Source organism: Streptomyces sp. M41 (genome assembly GCF_043673425.1).
Taxonomy (GTDB): domain Bacteria; phylum Actinomycetota; class Actinomycetes; order Streptomycetales; family Streptomycetaceae; genus Streptomyces.
Window position 1 is genome coordinate 375,132 of the sequence record NZ_JBIMKE010000002.1, and the last position, 16,913, is coordinate 392,044.

A 16,913-nucleotide genomic window follows, 5' to 3' on the forward strand; every position below is an offset into this window, starting at 1 on the left:
CCTACGGTGGCCCACTGACTGCGAGGCACGGTCGCGGTGGTCTCAGTACGTCGGGAGGGTGCGAGGGCCGAGGTCGTCGCGGGCGGGGGGCGGGGCGAGGCGTACCGAGGCGCCGAGGACGCTCAGGCCGTGCGGGGCGACGACGACGGGCTCCAGGGTGACCGCGACGACCTCGGGATGGTCGTCGACCAGCCGTGACACCCGCAGCAGCAGCTCCTCCAGGGCAGCCGTGTCGACGGGCTCGGAGCCGCGCCAGCCGAACAGGAGCGGGGCGGTCCGGATCGAGCGGACGAGCGAGGTCGCCTCACGGTCGGTGACCGGGACGAGCCGGTGGGCCATGTCCCCCAGCAGCTGCGAGGCGGCTCCGGCGAGCCCGAAGGACAGCACGGCGCCTGCGGCCGGGTCGATCACGGCCCGTACGACGGTGTCGACGCCGCGCGGTGCCATCCGCTGCACGACCGGGCGCAGCTCCTCCGGCTTCCCGAACAGCGCGGTCAACTCGGTGTACGCCCGGCGCAGTTGCTCCTCGTCGGCGAGATCGAGCCGTACGCCGCCCAGGTCGGCGCGATGGCGCAGGTGCGGGGCGGTGGCCTTGAGGGCGACGGGGTAGCCGAGGGTGCGGGCCGCGTCGGCGGCGGCCTCGGGGGTGGAGGCGTGCAGGGCTCGGTGCACCTGGACGCCGTACTTCCCGAGCAGATCGCCGGTCTCGTCCGTGCCGAGGGTGAGTCCTTGGCCGCGCGCGAGCAGCCCGTCGATCAGGCGGGCGGCGCCCTTCTCGTCGATGTCGTCGTACTCGGGCACCCTGCCGGGGTCGGCCGCCTCGCGTCGCCACTGGGAGTACCGGACGGCTTCGGAGAGGGCCCGGACGGCACGCTCGGCGGCGGGGTAGGCGGGGATCAGGCGGGGGACGTCCGGGGCGTCCCCGGCGCTGTCCGACTGCCCGGGCGGCGGCTCGGCGGGGAAGTCCAGGGGGCGGAAGGGGTGGTCACGGTCTCGGCCTGCGGTGCCGGGGGCCGTCGTGCCCGCGCGCGGTGCCGTGCTGGCCGCAGCCGACAGGGCCTCGGCGAGGCCGCCCAGCTCCACGTGCACCACCAGTACCGGTTTGCCGGGCACCCGCTCGGCGGCCGACCTGAGGGCCTGCGCCAGCTCCGCGTCCCCCGGTGAGCCCTCGCCGATGGCCGGGATCGCCGTCACCACCACCGCGTCGCATGTCTCGTCCGCCAGCGCGCGCGACAGGGCCGCGCGGAAGTCCTCCGCCGACGCTCCCGTCGTCAGATCCAGCGGTGGCAACGGCCGCAGCCCTTCGGACAGGCACGCGTCGTAGGTCAGCAGTCCCAGCGACTCGGAGTTCCCGAGGATCGCGACTCGCGGTCCGGCCGGCAGCGGCTGCCGGGCGAGCAGCAGCCCCGTGTCCACCAGCTCGGTGATCGTGTCCACCCGGATCACGCCGGCCTGTCGCAGCAGCGCGGACACCGTGGCGTGCGGCAGCCGCGTGGCCCGCACCGCGTGTCCCTGCGGCGCGGCGCCGCCGTGCCGCGCGCCCTGCACCACGACCACCGGCTTGGCAGCCGCCGTACGGCGGGCGAGGCGGGTGAACTTGCGCGGATTGCCGATGGACTCCAGGTACATCAGGACGACGTCGGTGTCCGGGTCGTCGTACCAGTACTGGAGGACGTCGTTGCCGGAGACGTCGGCGCGGTTGCCGGACGAGACGAAGGTCGACACTCCCGTGACGCCGGTGACCCCGCCGCCGCGCCGGTGGAGCCGGGACAGCAGCGCGATCCCGATGGCGCCGGACTGGGCGAACAGCCCGATCCGGCCGGGACGGGGCATTTCCGGAGCCAGCGAGGCGTTCAGCCGTACGTCGGCCGAGGTGTTGATGATCCCGAAGGCGTTCGGCCCGATGATGCGCATGCCGTACGCGCGCGCGTGCCGGACGAGTTCGCGCTGGCGCCGGCGTCCGTCGGGCCCGCTCTCGGCGTACCCGGCGGAGACCACGACCAGCCCCTGCACGCCGTGCTGACCGCACTCGGCGACCACGTCGGGGACGTACTCGGCGGGCACGGCGACCACCGCGAGGTCGACCGGCCCGTCGATGTCCCGCACCGAGCGGTGGGCCGGCACCCCGTCGAGCTCCTCGAGGTCCGCCGGGAACGCCTTGTTCACCGCGTACAGCCGTCCCGAGTAGCCGGCGTCCCTGATGTTGCCCAGGACGCTGCGGCCCACCCCGCCGGGGGTGCGGCCGGTGCCGATGACGGCGACGGATCCGGGCACCAGCAGCCGCTGCACGGACCGCGCCTCGGCGCGCTGCTCGCGCGCGTACTGCACGGCGAGCGAGCGGTCGGTCGGCTCCAGGTCGAACTCCAGGCGTACGACGCCGTCCTCGAAGCTGCGCTGCTGTGTGTACCCGGCGTCCGTGAACACCTTGATCATCTTGTTGTTCGCGGGCAGCACCTCGGCGGCGAACCGGCGGATGTCGCGCTCGCGCGCGACGGCGCCGATGTGCTCGAGCAGGGCGGAGGCCACACCGCGCCCCTGGTGGGCGTCCTGGACGAGAAAGGCGACCTCGGCCTCGTCGGCAGGTGCGGACGCGGGCATTCCGTCGGAGCCGATCCGGTCGTAGCGTACGGTGGCGATGAACTCGCCGCCCACCGTGGCCGCGAGTCCCACCCGGTCCACAAAGTCGTGGTGCGTGAAGCGGTGGACGTCCTTGGCGGACAGTCGCGGGTAGGGCGCGAAGAAGCGGTAGTACTTCGACTCGTCCGACACCTGCTCGTAGAAGCTGACCAGGCGCTCGGCGTCGTCAACGGTGATGGGGCGGATGCGTGCGGTGCCGCCGTCGCGCAGCACCACGTCGGCTTCCCAGTGGGCGGGGTACTCGTGCCGGTCCGAGGCGCTCTGCATGGGGCCCAGAGTACGGCTCGCGTACGACAACGGCGCGAGGCAGTCTGTGCAGGATGTACGTGGGGTCGAGGCCGCGACCCGACGGTCACCGGAGGAGGGGTGTTTTGTCCTCTCCCGGCGTGCTTCACGAGTGTGGGAAACTGGTCTAGACAACCCTGAACACCGAAGGGCAGCAACACATGGCTGAGCGCCGCGTCAACGTCGGCTGGGCCGAGGGCCTCCATGCCCGCCCCGCCTCCATCTTCGTCCGAGCCGCCACGGCCACAGGCGTCCCGGTGACGATCGCCAAGGCCGACGGCAACCCCGTCAACGCGGCCTCCATGCTCGCGGTCCTGGGCCTGGGCGCCCAGGGCGGCGAGGAGATCGTCCTCGCTTCCGACGCCGAGGGCGCGGATGCCGCCCTCGACCGGCTGGCGAAGCTGGTCGCCGAGGGCCTCGAGGAGCTGCCCGAGACGGTCTGAGGGACCTGAGCGGGTCTCCGCAGCAAACGGTGAAGCCGCGTCCGCTTTTCGGCGGGCGCGGCTTCGCTGCTTTTCGGCCCGGCCTCGCTGTCTTTCGGTGGGCGTGGCTTCGCCGTCTTTCGGCGAGCGGCTTCGCTGTCTTTCGGCGGGCGCGCCTTCGCCGTTTTTCAGCAGCCGGCCGAGGCTTTTCCGGCGGGCGACCGACGGTCGCCGACCGAATTGACGACACACCGAAAACGGCAGTCGAAATTCTCCGCCGCCGAATATCCCCTCTTTGTATACGGCGCCCGTGTTAATGCCGCAGGCTCGGCATGTTTACGGGGTGTTGCGAATTCCTCACACGCTCCCTGCGCTCCACGGCGGAGCCGGAGCGCAGCCGGTGCGCGGAGGTCGCGCGCTCGGTGTGCAGCGCCGTGAGCGCCCGGGCGCGCTCACCGTCGCCGCGCGCCACCGCGTCCACGATCGCGCCGTGCTCGGTCCAGCAGGCCATGGGGTCGACGGGCGGCTCCACCGTGTACATCCAGGCGATCTTGTGGCGCAGCTGGGTCAGCATCGAGGTCAGGGCAGGGCTGCCGGACGCCTGGGCCAGCGTCTCGTGGAACCAACCGCCCAGGGAGCGCAGATCCTCGCTGTTCCCCCTCCTGGCACGCTCCTGGCCCAACCTGACCAGGCCGCGCAGCACCTTGAGGTGGGCTTCGGTGCGCCGCTGAGCCGCCCGGGAGGCGCCGAGGGGTTCCAGGAGGGTGCGCATCTCCAGCAGGTCGGCGGCCTCCTGCTCGGTCGGTTCGGCGACGCACGCGCCCGCGTGGCGCCGGGTCACCACGAAACCCTCCGCCTCCAGGGTGCGCAGGGCCTCCCGCACAGGGACGCGCGAGACGCCGTAGCGGCGTGCGAGAAGTTCCTCGGTGAGGCGGCTGCCGCGCTCATGGACACCGGCGACGATATCGTCCCGGATCGCGGTGCATACCGAGTGCGCCGGAATACGCATGACCGACCTCCGCTTTAATCCCCGTGCAACGTCGACGAATGACGTGTGTTGGGTGACTCTATGGCAACGGGCCGGAATTTCCGACGGCGGGCCGGAATCCATGGATATTTTTTGGACAGCCGAACATCCCCGCGAACGCCGAAAGCCCCGGCTCGGTGAGCCGGGGCTTTCGGGCAGACGTGGAGGAACCGTCAGAGGCTCACGCCGTGCGAGCGGAGGTAGGCGACGGGGTCGATGTCGGAGCCGTACTCCGCGGTGGTGCGGGCCTCGAAGTGCAGGTGCGGTCCGGTGACATTGCCGGTGGCGCCGGACAGGCCGATCTGCTGGCCGGGGGTGACCGTCTGGCCGACCGAGACGCCGATGGACGACAGATGGCCGTACTGGGTGTACGTACCGTCGTTCATCTTGATCACGACGTTGTTGCCGTAGGCCCCGCCCCAGCCGGCCTCCACGACGGTGCCGGCACCGACCGAGTGCACAGACGTGCCGCTGCCGGCGTGGAAGTCGACGCCGGTGTGACTGCCGGAGGACCAGACGGCGCCGCCGGCCTTGTAGCCGGTGGAGACGTACGAGCCGGAGATCGGGGCGACGTAGGACAGCAGACGCTTGCGCTCGGCCTCGCGCGCGGCGCGCTCCTTGGCCTCGCGCTCCTTCTTGGCCTTCTCGGCCGCCTTCTTACGGGCGGCCTCCTGGGCGGCCTTCTTCGCGGCGGCGGCCTCCTCGGCCGCCTGCTCCTGCGCGTCGGCCTGGGCGTCGATCTGCTCGGCGATCGAGTTGTCGACGGTGATGACCGGGATGAGGCCGGTCTGCTCCGCGGCGGGCTCGGCGGCGAGCGCCGGGGCGGCCAGGGTGCCCATCACGCCGGTGGCGGTGAGAGCGGCGACGCCGGCCGCACGGGCCGTGGTGCGCTCGAACCGGCCGGGCTTACGGTGCTTCCCGCTGGGGCGGTTCTTCCCCGTGGCGCAGGTGAACGCCATGTAGTGGCTGATCCTTTCCTTCCTTCTCGCCTACCGGGTTAGCTGACGGGTTCGGAGCAGGAAGGTCTCCTACGGACCCCCTCGCGATCTCGCGCGGGCGTCCGATTCACCCCAGGGACTACTGGGCCCCTGCAGCCGCGATAGCGGCGGCAGGAGGTGGGTCCCCGGCTCCCCTGGCTCGCGCCGTACGGGGACTCGGCGATGACTGTCCGGTGCCGCGGGCGCGGCGCACTGCCTGACGGACAGCCCGGAAGACGCTAAACGGGGCCACTTTCAATCCCCAAACGCATCGCGGCTTTTGTAGCGCATCCCACAGGGCAGACAGGCAACCTCTCCCTCAATTCGGGCATAAAGGGGCCCCGGTGACTCGGCGGTCTCCGGGGCCCCTCACGCGCGCGTGCCGTCGTCCGGCACTGCCGGTACCTCTACTCGGCCGCCACGACGGTGACTTCACCGATTCCGAGGGCCTCGACGGGCTCCCGGATCTCGGCCGCGTCACCGACGAGGATCGTGACCAGGCGGTCCACCGGGAAGGCGCTCACGGCCGCGGCGGTGGCCTCGACGGTGCCGGTCGACGCGAGCCGCTGGTACAGCTTCCCCTGGAAGTCGTCCGGCAGATGCTGCTCGACCTGGTCGGCCAGCGTGCTCGCCACGGCGGCGGCCGTCTCGTACTTCAGCGGCGCCACCCCGACGAGGTTCTGAACGGCGAAGTCCCGCTCGGCGTCGGTGAGCCCCTCGCCGGCGACCCCGCGCAGGACCTTCCACAGGTCGTCCAGCGCCGGACCGGTGTTCGGGGTGTCGACGGAGCCGCTGATGGCGAGCATCGCCGCGCCCGTGCCGTCCGGGGCGGAGCGCAGGACCTGGGCGAAGGCGCGCACGCCGTAGGTGTAGCCCTTCTCCTCGCGCAGGACCTTGTCCAGACGGGAGGTGAGGGTGCCGCCCAGGCAGTACGTGCCGAGCACCTGCGCCGGCCACACGCGGTCGTGCCGGTCGGGACCGAGACGGCCGATCAGCAGCTGTGTCTGCACGGCGCCGGGCCGGTCCACGATCACGACGCGCCCGGCGTCGTCGGCGGTCACCGGCGGAACGGGCCGCGGCTCGGCCGCGGAGCCGGTCCACGCGCCGAGGGTGTCGCCGAGCAGGCCGTCGAGGTCGACCCCGGTGAGGTCGCCGACGACCACGACGGTGGAGGTGGCGGGCCGCACATGCCGCTCGTAGAAGGCGCGTACGGCGGCGGAGTCGATGCCCGCGACCGTGTCCTCGGTGCCCTGGCGCGGACGCGACATGCGCGAGGTCGCCGGGAACAGCTCCTTGGCGAGCTCCTTGGCGGCGCGACGGGAGGGGTTGGCCAGCTCGTGCGGGATCTCGTCGAGCCGGTTGCGCACCAGACGCTCGACCTCGGCGTCGGCGAACGCGGGCGCCCTGAGGGCGTCGGCGAGCAGGTCGAGGGCCTTGGGCAGCCGGGAGACGGGCACCTCGAGGCTGACGCGGACGCCGGGGTGGTCGGCGTAGGCGTCGAGCGTGGCGCCGCAGCGCTCCAGCTCGGCGGCGAACTCCTCGGCGGTGTGCTTGTCGGTGCCTTCGGAAAGGGCGCGCGCCATGATCGTGGCGATGCCGTCGAGGCCCTTCGGCTCCGCGTCCAGGGGCGTGTCCAGAAGCACCTCGACGGCGACGACCTGCTGGCCGGGGCGGTGGCAGCGCAGGACCGTCAGGCCGTTGTCCAGCTCACCGCGCTCGGGGGCCGGGAACGCCCAGGGCCGCGCCTCGCCGGCCTGGGGCTGCGGGTGGAACTCCATGCTGGCGAGCTCGGTCACTGCGCCGACTCCTCGTTCTCGTCGGTGGTCCCGGCGGGGGCGGCCCCGTCGGCGGCGGCTTCCAGGTCCTCGGCCTCGCCGGCGACCGGCTCGTACACCAGCACGGCACGGTTGTCGGGGCGCAGGCGGGCCTTGGCGACCGCCTGGACCTCCTCGGCGGTGACCTCCAGGACGCGCTGCACGGCGGTGAACGCGAGCTGCGGGTCGCCGAACAGGACGGCGTAGCGGCACAGTTCGTCGGCGCGGCCGGCGACCGTGCCGAGGCGGTCCAGCCACTCGCGCTCCAGCTGGGCCTGGGCGCGCTCCATCTCCTCGGCGGTGGGGCCCTCCGCGGCGAAGCGGGCGAGCTCCTCGTCGACCGCCGCCTCGATGACGGGCACCTCGACGTCGCCGGAGGTCTTCACGTCCAGCCAGCCCAGGGAGGGTGCGCCGGCCAGGCGCAGCAGGCCGAAGCCGGCCGCCACGGCCGTACGGTCGCGCCGGACGAGCCGGTTGTACAGGCGGGAGGACTCGCCGCCGCCGAGGACGGTCAGCGCGAGGTCGGCCGCGTCGCACTCGCGCGTGCCGTCATGCGGGAGGCGGTAGGCGGCCATCATCGCGCGCGCGGGGACGTTCTCCTCGACGACCTCGCGCAGCTGCTCGCCGATGATCTCGGGCAGCGAACCGTCACGCGGCGCGGGCTTCCCGTCGTGGGACGCGATGGAGCCGAAGTACTTCTCGACCCAGGCGAGCGTCTGCTCCGGGTCGATGTCGCCGACGATCGTGAGGACGGCGTTGTTGGGCGCGTAGTACGTGCGGAAGAACGCGCGCGCGTCCTCCAGGCTGGCCGCGTCCAGGTCGGCCATCGAGCCGATCGGCGTGTGGTGGTAGGGGTGCCCGTCCGGGTACGAGAGGGCGGTGAGCTTCTCGAAGGCGGTGCCGTACGGGACGTTGTCGTAGCGCTGGCGGCGCTCGTTCTTGACGACGTCGCGCTGGTTCTCCAGGCCCTCCTCGTCGAGCGCGACCAGGAGGCTGCCCATGCGGTCGGCCTCCAGCCAGAGCGCGAGCTCCAACTGGTGGGCGGGCATGGTCTCGAAGTAGTTGGTGCGCTCGAAGCTCGTGGTGCCGTTCGGCGAGCCGCCCGCGCCCTGGACGAGCTCGAAGTGGCCCGTGCCCTCCACGCTCGCCGAGCCCTGGAACATCAGGTGCTCGAAGAGGTGGGCGAGTCCGGTACGGCCCTTGACCTCGTGGCGGGAGCCGACGTCGTACCAGAGGCAGACCGCGGCGACCGGCGTGAGGTGGTCCTCGGAGAGCACCACGCGCAGGCCGTTGGCCAGGCGGTGCTCCGTCGCGGTGAGGCCGCCGGATTGTGCCTCCGGTGTGGCCGTGTGACCCATGGGCAAGGTGTCCTTCCGGTCGCGTGCACTGCGTTGTGCCGAGCAGTTCGGCATAAGTTCCTGCCACTGTATGCAGCGTCCGAAGGGTCGGCGAAGTTCCCGGTCAGAACGTTGTGTCCGGACAGCGGTGAACGCGAGCCGGAGCCGCGGCACGGGACGGCCCGCCGGGCTCTGCGCCGCCGCGTGCGGCGACCCCGGCGAGCGGGGCCGGTCGGGCACGCTCCATTCGCGCTCCCGCCCTGGCTCATCCGTGCCGACGATCGTCCGGCAGGAGATCACTCCGGCGAGTGAAGGGTCTCGCGGCGCGTGCTTGCCCTGGCGGAACCGCTCGCGGCGCGCGGCTGTGGGTGCCCGATGCGGCCCCTCGCTCGCCGGCGACGGGGTCCGTCGGCGACACTTCTCGGACGCCGGGCGGGAGACCGACATTCGGGTCCTGGTCGGTGGTTGTCAGTGCCACGGTCCACAATGGTCCGCGTCAGATCCGTCAAACGCTCGAGCGACCAGAAAAAGAGGAGCCGGCAGCGATGGCCCGCCGCAGCACGAAGACCCCTCCGCCCGACGACTCGTACGAGGAGAAGATCCTCGACATCGACGTCGTCGACGAGATGCAGGGCTCCTTCCTCGAGTACGCGTACTCGGTCATCTACTCGCGCGCCCTGCCGGACGCCCGCGACGGCCTCAAGCCGGTGCACCGGCGCATCGTCTATCAGATGAACGAGATGGGCCTGCGCCCCGATCGCGGCTATGTGAAGTGCGCCCGCGTCGTCGGCGAGGTCATGGGTAAGTTGCACCCGCACGGCGACGCGTCGATCTACGACGCCCTGGTGCGCATGGCCCAGCCCTTCTCGATGCGGGTGCCCCTCGTCGACGGCCACGGCAACTTCGGTTCGCTGGGCAACGACGACCCGCCGGCCGCCATGCGGTACACGGAGTGCCGGCAGGCCCAGGCCACGAGCCTGATGACCGAGTCGATCGACGAGGACACGGTCGACTTCACACCCAACTACGACGGCCAGGAGCGGGAGCCGGTGGCGCTGCCGGCCGCCTTCCCGAACCTCCTGGTCAACGGTGCCTCGGGCATCGCGGTCGGCATGGCCACGAACATGCCGCCGCACAACCTCGCCGAGGTCATCGCAGCCGCCCGTCATCTGATCCGCCACCCGAACGCGGATCTGGACACCCTGATGAAGCACGTCCCGGGCCCGGACCTGCCCACGGGCGGCCGGATCGTCGGCCTGGCCGGCATCCGGGACGCGTACGAGACGGGTCGCGGCACCTTCAAGATCCGCGCGACCGTGTCCGTGGAGACGGTGACGGCCCGCCGCAAGGGCATCGTCATCACCGAACTGCCTTTCACGGTCGGCCCGGAGAAGGTGATCGCCAAGATCAAGGATCTGGTCGGCTCGAAGAAGGTCCAGGGCATCGCCGACGTCAAGGACCTCACCGACCGCGAACACGGCCTGCGCCTGGTCATCGAGATCAAGAACGGCTTCGTGCCGGAGGCGGTCCTGGAGCAGCTCTACAAGCTGACGCCGATGGAGGAGTCCTTCGGCATCAACAATGTGGCGCTGGTCGACGGCCAGCCCCTCACCCTGGGCCTCAAGGAGCTCCTCGAGGTCTATCTCGACCACCGCTTCGAGGTCGTGCGGCGGCGCAGCGAGTTCCGCCGTGGCAAGCGGCGCGACCGGTTGCACCTGGTCGAGGGCCTGCTCACGGCGCTCGTCGACATCGACGAGGTCATCCGGCTGATCCGCTCCAGCGAGAACAGCGCCCAGGCGAAGGAACGCCTGATGGAGCGCTTCTCGCTGTCCGAGGTGCAGACGCAGTACATCCTCGACACCCCGCTGCGCCGTCTGACCAAGTACGACCGCATCGAGCTGGAGGCGGAGAAGGACCGCCTGAACGAGGAGATCGCCGAGCTGACCCGGATCCTGGATTCGGACGCGGAGCTGCGCAAGCTGGTGTCGTCCGAACTGGCCGCGGTGGCCAAGAAGTTCGGCACCGAGCGGCGTACGGTCCTGCTGGAGTCCGCGGGCTCGCCGGTCACTGCCGTTCCGCTTCAGGTGGCGGACGACCCGTGCCGGGTGCTGCTGTCCTCGACGGGTCTGCTGGCCCGTACGGCGAACGGCGACCCCTTCGCGGAGGACGGCGATGCCAAGCGCTCCAAGCACGACGTGATCGTCTCGGCGGTGCCGGCCACGGCCCGGGGCGAGGTCGGCGCGGTCACGTCCACCGGTCGGCTGCTGCGCATCAACGTCATCGATCTTCCGCAGCTGCCGGAGACAGCGTCGAGACCGAACCTCTCGGGCGGCGCGCCGCTGTCGGAGTTCGTGTCCCTGGAGGGCGACGAGAGTGTCGTCTGCCTGATCACGCTCGACGAGTCCTCCCCCGGCCTGGCACTCGGCACCGAGCAGGGCGTCGTCAAGCGTGTGGTGCCGGACTACCCGTCCAACAAGGGGGAGTTGGAGGTCATCACCCTCAAGGAGGGTGACCGGATCGTCGGCGCGGTCGAGCTGCGCACCGGCGAGGAGGACCTGGTCTTCATCACGGACGACGCCCAGCTGCTGCGCTACCAGGCGTCCCAGGTCCGCCCGCAGGGCCGGCCGGCGGGCGGCGTGGCGGGCATCAAGCTCACCGCGGGCGCGAAGGTCATCTCCTTCACGGCGGTGGACCCGGCGGTCGACGCGGTGGTGTTCACGGTGGCCGGTTCGCGCGGCACGCTCGACGACTCGGTCCAGACGACGGCCAAGGTGACCCCGTTCGACCAGTACCCCCGCAAGGGCCGGGCCACCGGTGGCGTCCGCTGCCAGCGGTTCCTGAAGGGCGAGGACTGCCTGTCCCTGGCCTGGGCGGGTGCCGTCCCGGCGCGCGCGGCGCAGAAGAACGGCACCCCGGTGGACCTCCCGGACATCGACCCGCGCCGCGACGGCTCGGGCGTGTCGCTGCCGAAGACGGTGGCGGTGGTGGCCGGTCCGGCCTAGGGCCTGTCGTCAAATTCCCGTCGTCCGCCCGCAGGGCGGGCCGCGCGGCGTCAGGTGCGTGCTCTCGGCGTGCCGGGCGCGGACCCTCGTACTGGTTGTACGTGGGTCTGCGCCCGGTGCGGCGAGAGTGCGTGCATGGCGTCGCACGGCAGGCGGGAATTTGACGACAGGGCCTAGGCCCTAGACCGAGGGATCGTCGGGACCCACTCGCGGCGACCCGGCAGGGTCCTCGTCGTCGTCGGGGTCTCGTACGTAGCGCAGGACGCCCCACATGCCGTGCTCGTCGGCGGAGTGTGGGGCGTCGCTCTTGCACGCCTCGAGTTCCTTCGACAGGGACGCGGTGTCGATGCCGGAGCCGATCAGGACGAGCTGGGTCAGGCGCGCCTCGCCCGCGCTCCAGGGCTCGGGGTAGAAGCGCAGGAACCGTCCGACGGCGTGCACGGCGTAGCGGTTCGCGGTGTCGTGGGGGCCGAAGTCGACGTACCCCTTGATCCGGTACAGCCCCTCCGGCCTGCTGTCCAGAAACTCCATCGTCCGTCGCGGGTCGAGGGGCACGTCGGAGACGTGGGAGAGGCTGTCGTACCCGGAGTGCAGATGGCCGCTGTGGCCGTCTTCCTCAGCGTGCCCGCCGTGTTCGCCGTGTTCGCCGTACTTGGGCAGATCGTCGAAGGACAGCTGGCCGAGGCGCTCCTCGCTGGGCCGGCAGTCGAAGAGGAACTCGGGGTCGATCCGGCCGTAGGTGGCGGGGGCCACGGCGGCGCGGTCGGCGAGCCCGCGGACCAGGCCGAGCGCGCGCTCCTCGTCCTCCGCCCGGTCGAGCTTGTTGACCACGACCAGGTCGGCGAGGGCGAGATGCCGGTCGATCTCGGGGTGCCTGGCGCGGGTGTCGTCGAACTCGGCGGCGTCGACGACCTCGACGAGCCCGCCGTACACGATGCCGGGGTGTTCGCTGGCGAGCAGCATGCGCACGAGTTCCTGGGGCTCGGCGAGTCCGCTCGCCTCGATGACGATGACGTCGATGCCGGTGGCGGGCCGGGCGAGCCGCTCCAGGTAGACGTCCAGCTCACTGGCGTCGACGGCACAGCACAGACAGCCGTTCCCGAGGGAGACGGTGGAGTCGCCGAGCGCGCCGGCGACGGCCATGGCGTCGATCTCGATGGCGCCGAAGTCGTTGACGATGGCACCGATGCGGGTACCTCCGCTGCGGTGCAGGAGGTGATTGAGCAGAGTCGTCTTACCGGAACCGAGGAATCCGGCGAGTACGACCACCGGGATCTGCTGCGCGGTGCGGCTGTGCCCCAACGTGCGACCTCTCTCACGCCTACGCGTGCACCGGCTCTCGGCCCCGGCGCACCTACGGAAAATGAATGCCGCCCCAGGATACGAACCACGGGAAACATCGCGAAGTGAACGATTGTTAGCAGCACTTGCTGGGCAGACGTTGGGCAAGGCGCCGGAGTGTGCGACCCTCGCTTCCCTCCGTGCGCCTCCTCTCCGCCTCCCCCGCCGATCAGAGCCGCTCGGCACTCTGGGAGACGGCAAGCGCCGCCCACCGCTCGCCGGTCCCCTCCAGTCGACCCACCTTCCGACGACCGGCGGACGGCCGCCTGATCGGGGGTAATTGACATGACCACACGGAAGTACTCAGTCGGGAGGCTGGGCACCACCGCACTCGCCCTCCTGGTCACCACCGTCACCACAGCGGCTGCCCACCGACGGCGGTCCGAGCGGACCCGGCTGCAGGAGAGGCAGCTGGAACTCGAAGAACTCGCGATGCGCCGCAAGGCCCTGGCCCACCAGCAGCGCATGCAGTGGGAACTGCTGGCCAGGGCGATCGACGACCCGTCACTAGCGGCGGTGATAGACACCTACGACAAGAGGATCCCGGCGGAGAGGCGCCGCCAGTTCTTCTACGCCAACGCGTGGTACGTCCACCTCTACCACCTGTACCGAGCGGGCCTGCTGGACCGCGAGGAGCTCTACCGCCACCTGCGCGAGTTCTTCCAGAGCCCGATCTTCCGCGAGTACTGGAAGGCTTCGCAGCCCATGCGGGCGTCCCTCAACGAGACGTCCGAAGAAGCCCAGCTGGGACATATGGTCGATGGTCTCGTCAGAGACCTCGACGAGGCCGACACGGACGAGTGGTGGGTTGTGGGTCATCCACCGACCGACTGATCCGGGGCGGCGGAGCGGAGACGGAGGTCGAGGCGGAGGCGGTCAACCACGAGGTACGCAGGCGCGACTGGGTGACTTTTCGCCAATCCAGCCGCGTGCGGCTGGGCATCAGCAGTAACGTGCTGCCCACTAGTGTGCCCAACCCCCTGTTCGTAAGGACCGGAACCTTTGAAGATCGTGCGCCGCATCGGTGTGCCTCCGAGCGCCCGAGGCAGTAACTCGGGAGCCACCTGCCCGGACGTGTTCGAACTCAGTGACGGCAATTTCGCCGTCATCGGCACCGAGGCAACCGAAGCGCTTGAGCCGGAACTGCCCGCCGATGCCGCCCGCGCCGACTACGAGCGCATCGTCATCGTCAGCCGGGAGACCCTCATCCGCGCCAAGGCCGACATCCCTGACGCCTGACCACCGCACGAGCACGCGTCCACCCAGACCCGTACCGTCACACCCCCGGCCGCGCGCGACCGTTCCGCGAGCCGGCGACCGACCCGGCGAGCAGCCGGCACCCCGTCACTGCTCCGCTCCCCACCGATGAGGCCTGGCGCCGGAACGGCACCAGGCCACACGCGTATCTTGGCCGTTCAGGCAGCGCTCCGGCCTCACTACGCCCTGCCGGCCTCGCTACGCCCTGCCTCACTAGGCCCTGCCTCACTAGGCCCTTCAGGCCGCCCCCGGCACCCGCACCGGCGCCCCCGGCCCCACATATCGGGCGACCGGCCTGATGATCTTCGAGTCCTGTGCCTGCTCCAGGATGTTGGCGCTCCAGCCCACCACCCGAGCAGCGGCGAACGTCGGCGTGAACATCTCGCGTGGCAGGCCGCAGAGTTCCATGACCACGCCCGCGTAGAACTCGACGTTCGTGTGGAGTTCGCGGCCCGGCTTCAGTTCCGCGAGGATCGCCTCGACGCGGTGTTCGACCTCGACGGCGAACTCGACGCGCGGGCCACCGAAGGTCAGCGCGAGGTCGCGGAGCATCCGGGAACGGGGGTCCTCGGTGCGATAGACCGGGTGGCCGAAACCCATGATGCGATCACCGGCGAGAACACGTTCGCGGATCCAGGCGTCGATGCGGTCGGGGGTGCCGATGGCGTCGAGCGTGTCCAGCGCCCGGCTGGGCGCTCCGCCGTGCAGGGGGCCCGACAGCGCACCCACGGCTCCGACCAGACAGGCCGCGACGTCCGCGCCGGTGGAGGTGATGACCCGGGCCGTGAAGGTTGACGCATTGAATCCATGGTCAATGGTCGAGATCAAGTATTGCTCAACCGCCCGCGCCCGCTCCGGATCCGGTTCGACTCCGGTCAACATGTACAGGTAGTTCGCCGCGTACGACAGATCCTCCCGCGGCTCGACGGGCGAGAGCCCTTTGCCCAGCCGGTGCAGCGCGGTGAGCAGCGTGGGTACGGCAGCTGCTGCCACGAGCGTGTCCCGGAGCCGCTGGTCGGCGCCGATGTCGTACACCGGCCGGAACCCCGCGGCCGCGCCGAGCAGGGACAGCGCGGTGCGCAAACCGGCCAGCGGGCCGGACGGTCCGCTCGCCGCCGCGATCGCGGGCAGCGCCGCCCGCACCTCGTCAGGGAGCCGCCGCAGCGCCGCCGTCCGGGCGGCGAAGACGGCGGCACCTTCGGCGTCCGGCAGTTCACCGTGGACGAGGAGATGCCAGACGTCCTCGAACGGGCGGGTCTGCGCGAGTTCGACGGCCGAGTACTGGCGGTAGTGATAGAAGCCCTCGAGCCCCCGGACGTCACCGACTTCCGTGTCGGTGACGACGACGCCCGCGAGTCCACGGGGTACTTCGACGAGCGCGGCTGCTGACCTGTTGACGGACATGATTCCTCCCTGGACTTGATTTAACCGTCCATGCTTGACTGTCAATCTGTCAATATTGATTGAATCAATATATAGATCAATGTCAGCGCTCTGGATACGGTGACCCCATGCGCGATCAAGAACCCGGCCCTGCCCCGGCGGCACGTCGGCTGACCACCCAGGAGGCAGCCGAGCTGCTCGGAGTGAAGCCCGAGACCGTGTACGCGTACGTGAGCCGCGGGCACCTCAGCAGCCGCCGCGTGCCCGGCGGCCGGGGCAGCACGTTCGACGCCCAAGAGGTGGAGTCACTCGCCCGGCGCAACAGGCGGGAATCCTCCGGCGGTTCCGGTTCGGGCTCGGGCGGCGACCTGTCCGTGCGCACCCGGCTCACGTTCATCGACGCCGACCGCTACTACTTCCGCGGCGTGGACGCGACCGAACTGGCCGCCGGGCACTCCTACGAAGAGGTCGCCGAATGGCTGTGGACCGGCAGGATGCGCCACGGCGTCACCTTCAGAGCCCTCGAGGCCTCCGTCGCCGCCGCGCGGCTCGCCGCCGAAGCACTGCCCGAACACGCCGGACCCACCGACCGCTTGCGGGTGGCCGCCATCGCCGCCGCGGCAGCGGACCCGCTGCGCTTCGACCTGTCCGAGGAGGCCGTGCTCGGCACCGCACGCACCCTCATCCCCACGCTCGTCGCCGCCCTGTCGACCTCGCGCCACACCTACCGCGACGAGGGTTCACTCGCCCACCGACTGTGGGGTCAGCTGAGCGGCCTGCCCGCCGACGAGGCCTCCCTGCGAGTCCTGGACACCGCGCTCGCCCTGCTCGTCGACCACGACCTGGCGGCCTCGACCCTCGCCGTGCGCGTCGCGGCCTCAGCCCGGGCACACCCCTACGCCGCCGTCTCCGCCGGGCTCGGCGTACTCGAGGGCCCCCTGCACGGCGCGGCCAGCGGCCACGCCCACAAGCTGCTCATGGAGGTGCTCGACCGGGGCGACGCGGGCCCCGTCATCGCCGAGGAGCTGCGGGCGGGCCGAAGGATCCCGGGGCTGGGTCACCGGCTGTACACCGGCGAGGACCCACGCGCGCGGGTCCTGTTCGAGCTCCTGGAGGAGCTCCCGGGCTCCGCTCCCGCCCTCGCCGCGGCCCGCGACATCGTCGCCACCGCGGCCCGGCACGCCCCACTGCACGCCAACGTCGACCTGGCCCTCGCCGTCCTCACGGCGTCCTCCGCCATGTCCTCCTCCGCGGGTGAGGCGATCTTCGCCGTGGCCCGTACGGCGGGCTGGATCGCCCACGCTCTGGAGGAGTACGGGGAACGCCCGCTGCGCATGCGCCCGAGCGGGCACTACAGCGGCCCCACCCCACCCCAGCCGCTCCCGGAGTAGGTCGCACCCCCGGAACAAGCCCCTCGGGAGGCCACCGTGA

The 16,913-nt window shown here is 71.2% G+C and carries 12 protein-coding genes and 1 riboswitch; of the genes, 5 read left to right on the forward strand and 7 right to left on the reverse strand.

Features of this window, described 5'->3' with window-relative positions:
- Window positions 1-42: 42 nt before the first annotated feature.
- Complete coding sequence (locus ACHBTE_RS03980; RefSeq protein ID WP_394721901.1) at window positions 43-2,904, reverse strand: GNAT family N-acetyltransferase; 2,862 nt, start codon at window positions 2,902-2,904, stop codon at window positions 43-45.
- 179 nt (window positions 2,905-3,083) lie between these two features.
- Between ACHBTE_RS03980 and ACHBTE_RS03985 the strand changes: the two genes are divergently transcribed.
- Window positions 3,084-3,365: an HPr family phosphocarrier protein gene (locus ACHBTE_RS03985; protein WP_029382363.1), complete on the forward strand. Its 282-nt coding sequence runs from the start codon at window positions 3,084-3,086 to the stop codon at window positions 3,363-3,365.
- A gap of 292 nt (window positions 3,366-3,657) precedes the next feature.
- Here ACHBTE_RS03985 and ACHBTE_RS03990 read toward each other — a convergent pair whose 3' ends face one another.
- The 4 genes from ACHBTE_RS03990 to ACHBTE_RS04005 all read right to left on the reverse strand — a co-directional run bounded on the left by ACHBTE_RS03990 (window position 3,658) and on the right by ACHBTE_RS04005 (window position 8,520).
- Window positions 3,658-4,353: a GntR family transcriptional regulator gene (locus ACHBTE_RS03990; RefSeq protein ID WP_394721902.1), complete on the reverse strand. Its 696-nt coding sequence runs from the start codon at window positions 4,351-4,353 to the stop codon at window positions 3,658-3,660.
- A 191-nt stretch (window positions 4,354-4,544) separates the two neighbouring features.
- Window positions 4,545-5,330: a M23 family metallopeptidase gene (locus ACHBTE_RS03995; RefSeq protein WP_394721904.1), complete on the reverse strand. Its 786-nt coding sequence runs from the start codon at window positions 5,328-5,330 to the stop codon at window positions 4,545-4,547.
- 13 nt (window positions 5,331-5,343) lie between these two features.
- Window positions 5,344-5,541: riboswitch (cyclic di-AMP (ydaO/yuaA leader) on the reverse strand.
- Window positions 5,542-5,755: 214 nt separating this feature from the next.
- Window positions 5,756-7,144, reverse strand: coding sequence for a M16 family metallopeptidase (locus ACHBTE_RS04000; protein ID WP_394721905.1), 1,389 nt, complete (start codon window positions 7,142-7,144; stop codon window positions 5,756-5,758).
- Window positions 7,141-8,520 (reverse strand): M16 family metallopeptidase, encoded by a 1,380-nt coding sequence (locus ACHBTE_RS04005; protein WP_394721906.1) that lies wholly within the window; start codon window positions 8,518-8,520, stop codon window positions 7,141-7,143. Before ACHBTE_RS04005 ends, ACHBTE_RS04000 begins: the two co-directional genes overlap by 4 nt.
- A 524-nt stretch (window positions 8,521-9,044) precedes the next feature.
- Here ACHBTE_RS04005 and ACHBTE_RS04010 point away from each other — a divergent pair.
- The gene (locus tag ACHBTE_RS04010) at window positions 9,045-11,501 is read left to right on the forward strand and encodes a DNA topoisomerase (ATP-hydrolyzing) subunit A (protein WP_394721907.1); all 2,457 of its coding nucleotides are present in this window, start codon (window positions 9,045-9,047) and stop codon (window positions 11,499-11,501) included.
- Between the two features lie 180 nt (window positions 11,502-11,681).
- Here the strand turns inward: ACHBTE_RS04010 and ACHBTE_RS04015 are convergent, their stop codons facing one another.
- Complete coding sequence (locus tag ACHBTE_RS04015; protein WP_394721908.1) at window positions 11,682-12,803, reverse strand: CobW family GTP-binding protein; 1,122 nt, start codon at window positions 12,801-12,803, stop codon at window positions 11,682-11,684.
- 324 nt (window positions 12,804-13,127) lie between these two features.
- On the opposite strand from ACHBTE_RS04015, the gene ACHBTE_RS04020 reads away from it, so the two are divergent.
- Both ACHBTE_RS04020 and ACHBTE_RS04025 read left to right on the forward strand, forming a co-directional pair.
- Entirely contained in the window at window positions 13,128-13,676 is a 549-nt protein-coding gene (locus ACHBTE_RS04020) for a DUF6082 family protein (protein WP_394721909.1), read from the forward strand.
- A gap of 168 nt (window positions 13,677-13,844) precedes the next feature.
- The gene (locus ACHBTE_RS04025; protein WP_126899425.1) at window positions 13,845-14,081 is read left to right on the forward strand and encodes a hypothetical protein; all 237 of its coding nucleotides are present in this window, start codon (window positions 13,845-13,847) and stop codon (window positions 14,079-14,081) included.
- Between the two features lie 255 nt (window positions 14,082-14,336).
- Here ACHBTE_RS04025 and ACHBTE_RS04030 read toward each other — a convergent pair whose 3' ends face one another.
- Complete coding sequence (locus ACHBTE_RS04030) at window positions 14,337-15,503, reverse strand: citrate synthase/methylcitrate synthase (RefSeq protein WP_394721910.1); 1,167 nt, start codon at window positions 15,501-15,503, stop codon at window positions 14,337-14,339.
- A 107-nt stretch (window positions 15,504-15,610) separates the two neighbouring features.
- Between ACHBTE_RS04030 and ACHBTE_RS04035 the strand changes: the two genes are divergently transcribed.
- The gene (locus tag ACHBTE_RS04035; protein ID WP_394721911.1) at window positions 15,611-16,873 is read left to right on the forward strand and encodes a citrate synthase; all 1,263 of its coding nucleotides are present in this window, start codon (window positions 15,611-15,613) and stop codon (window positions 16,871-16,873) included.
- The last annotated feature ends 40 nt before the right edge of the window (window positions 16,874-16,913 follow it).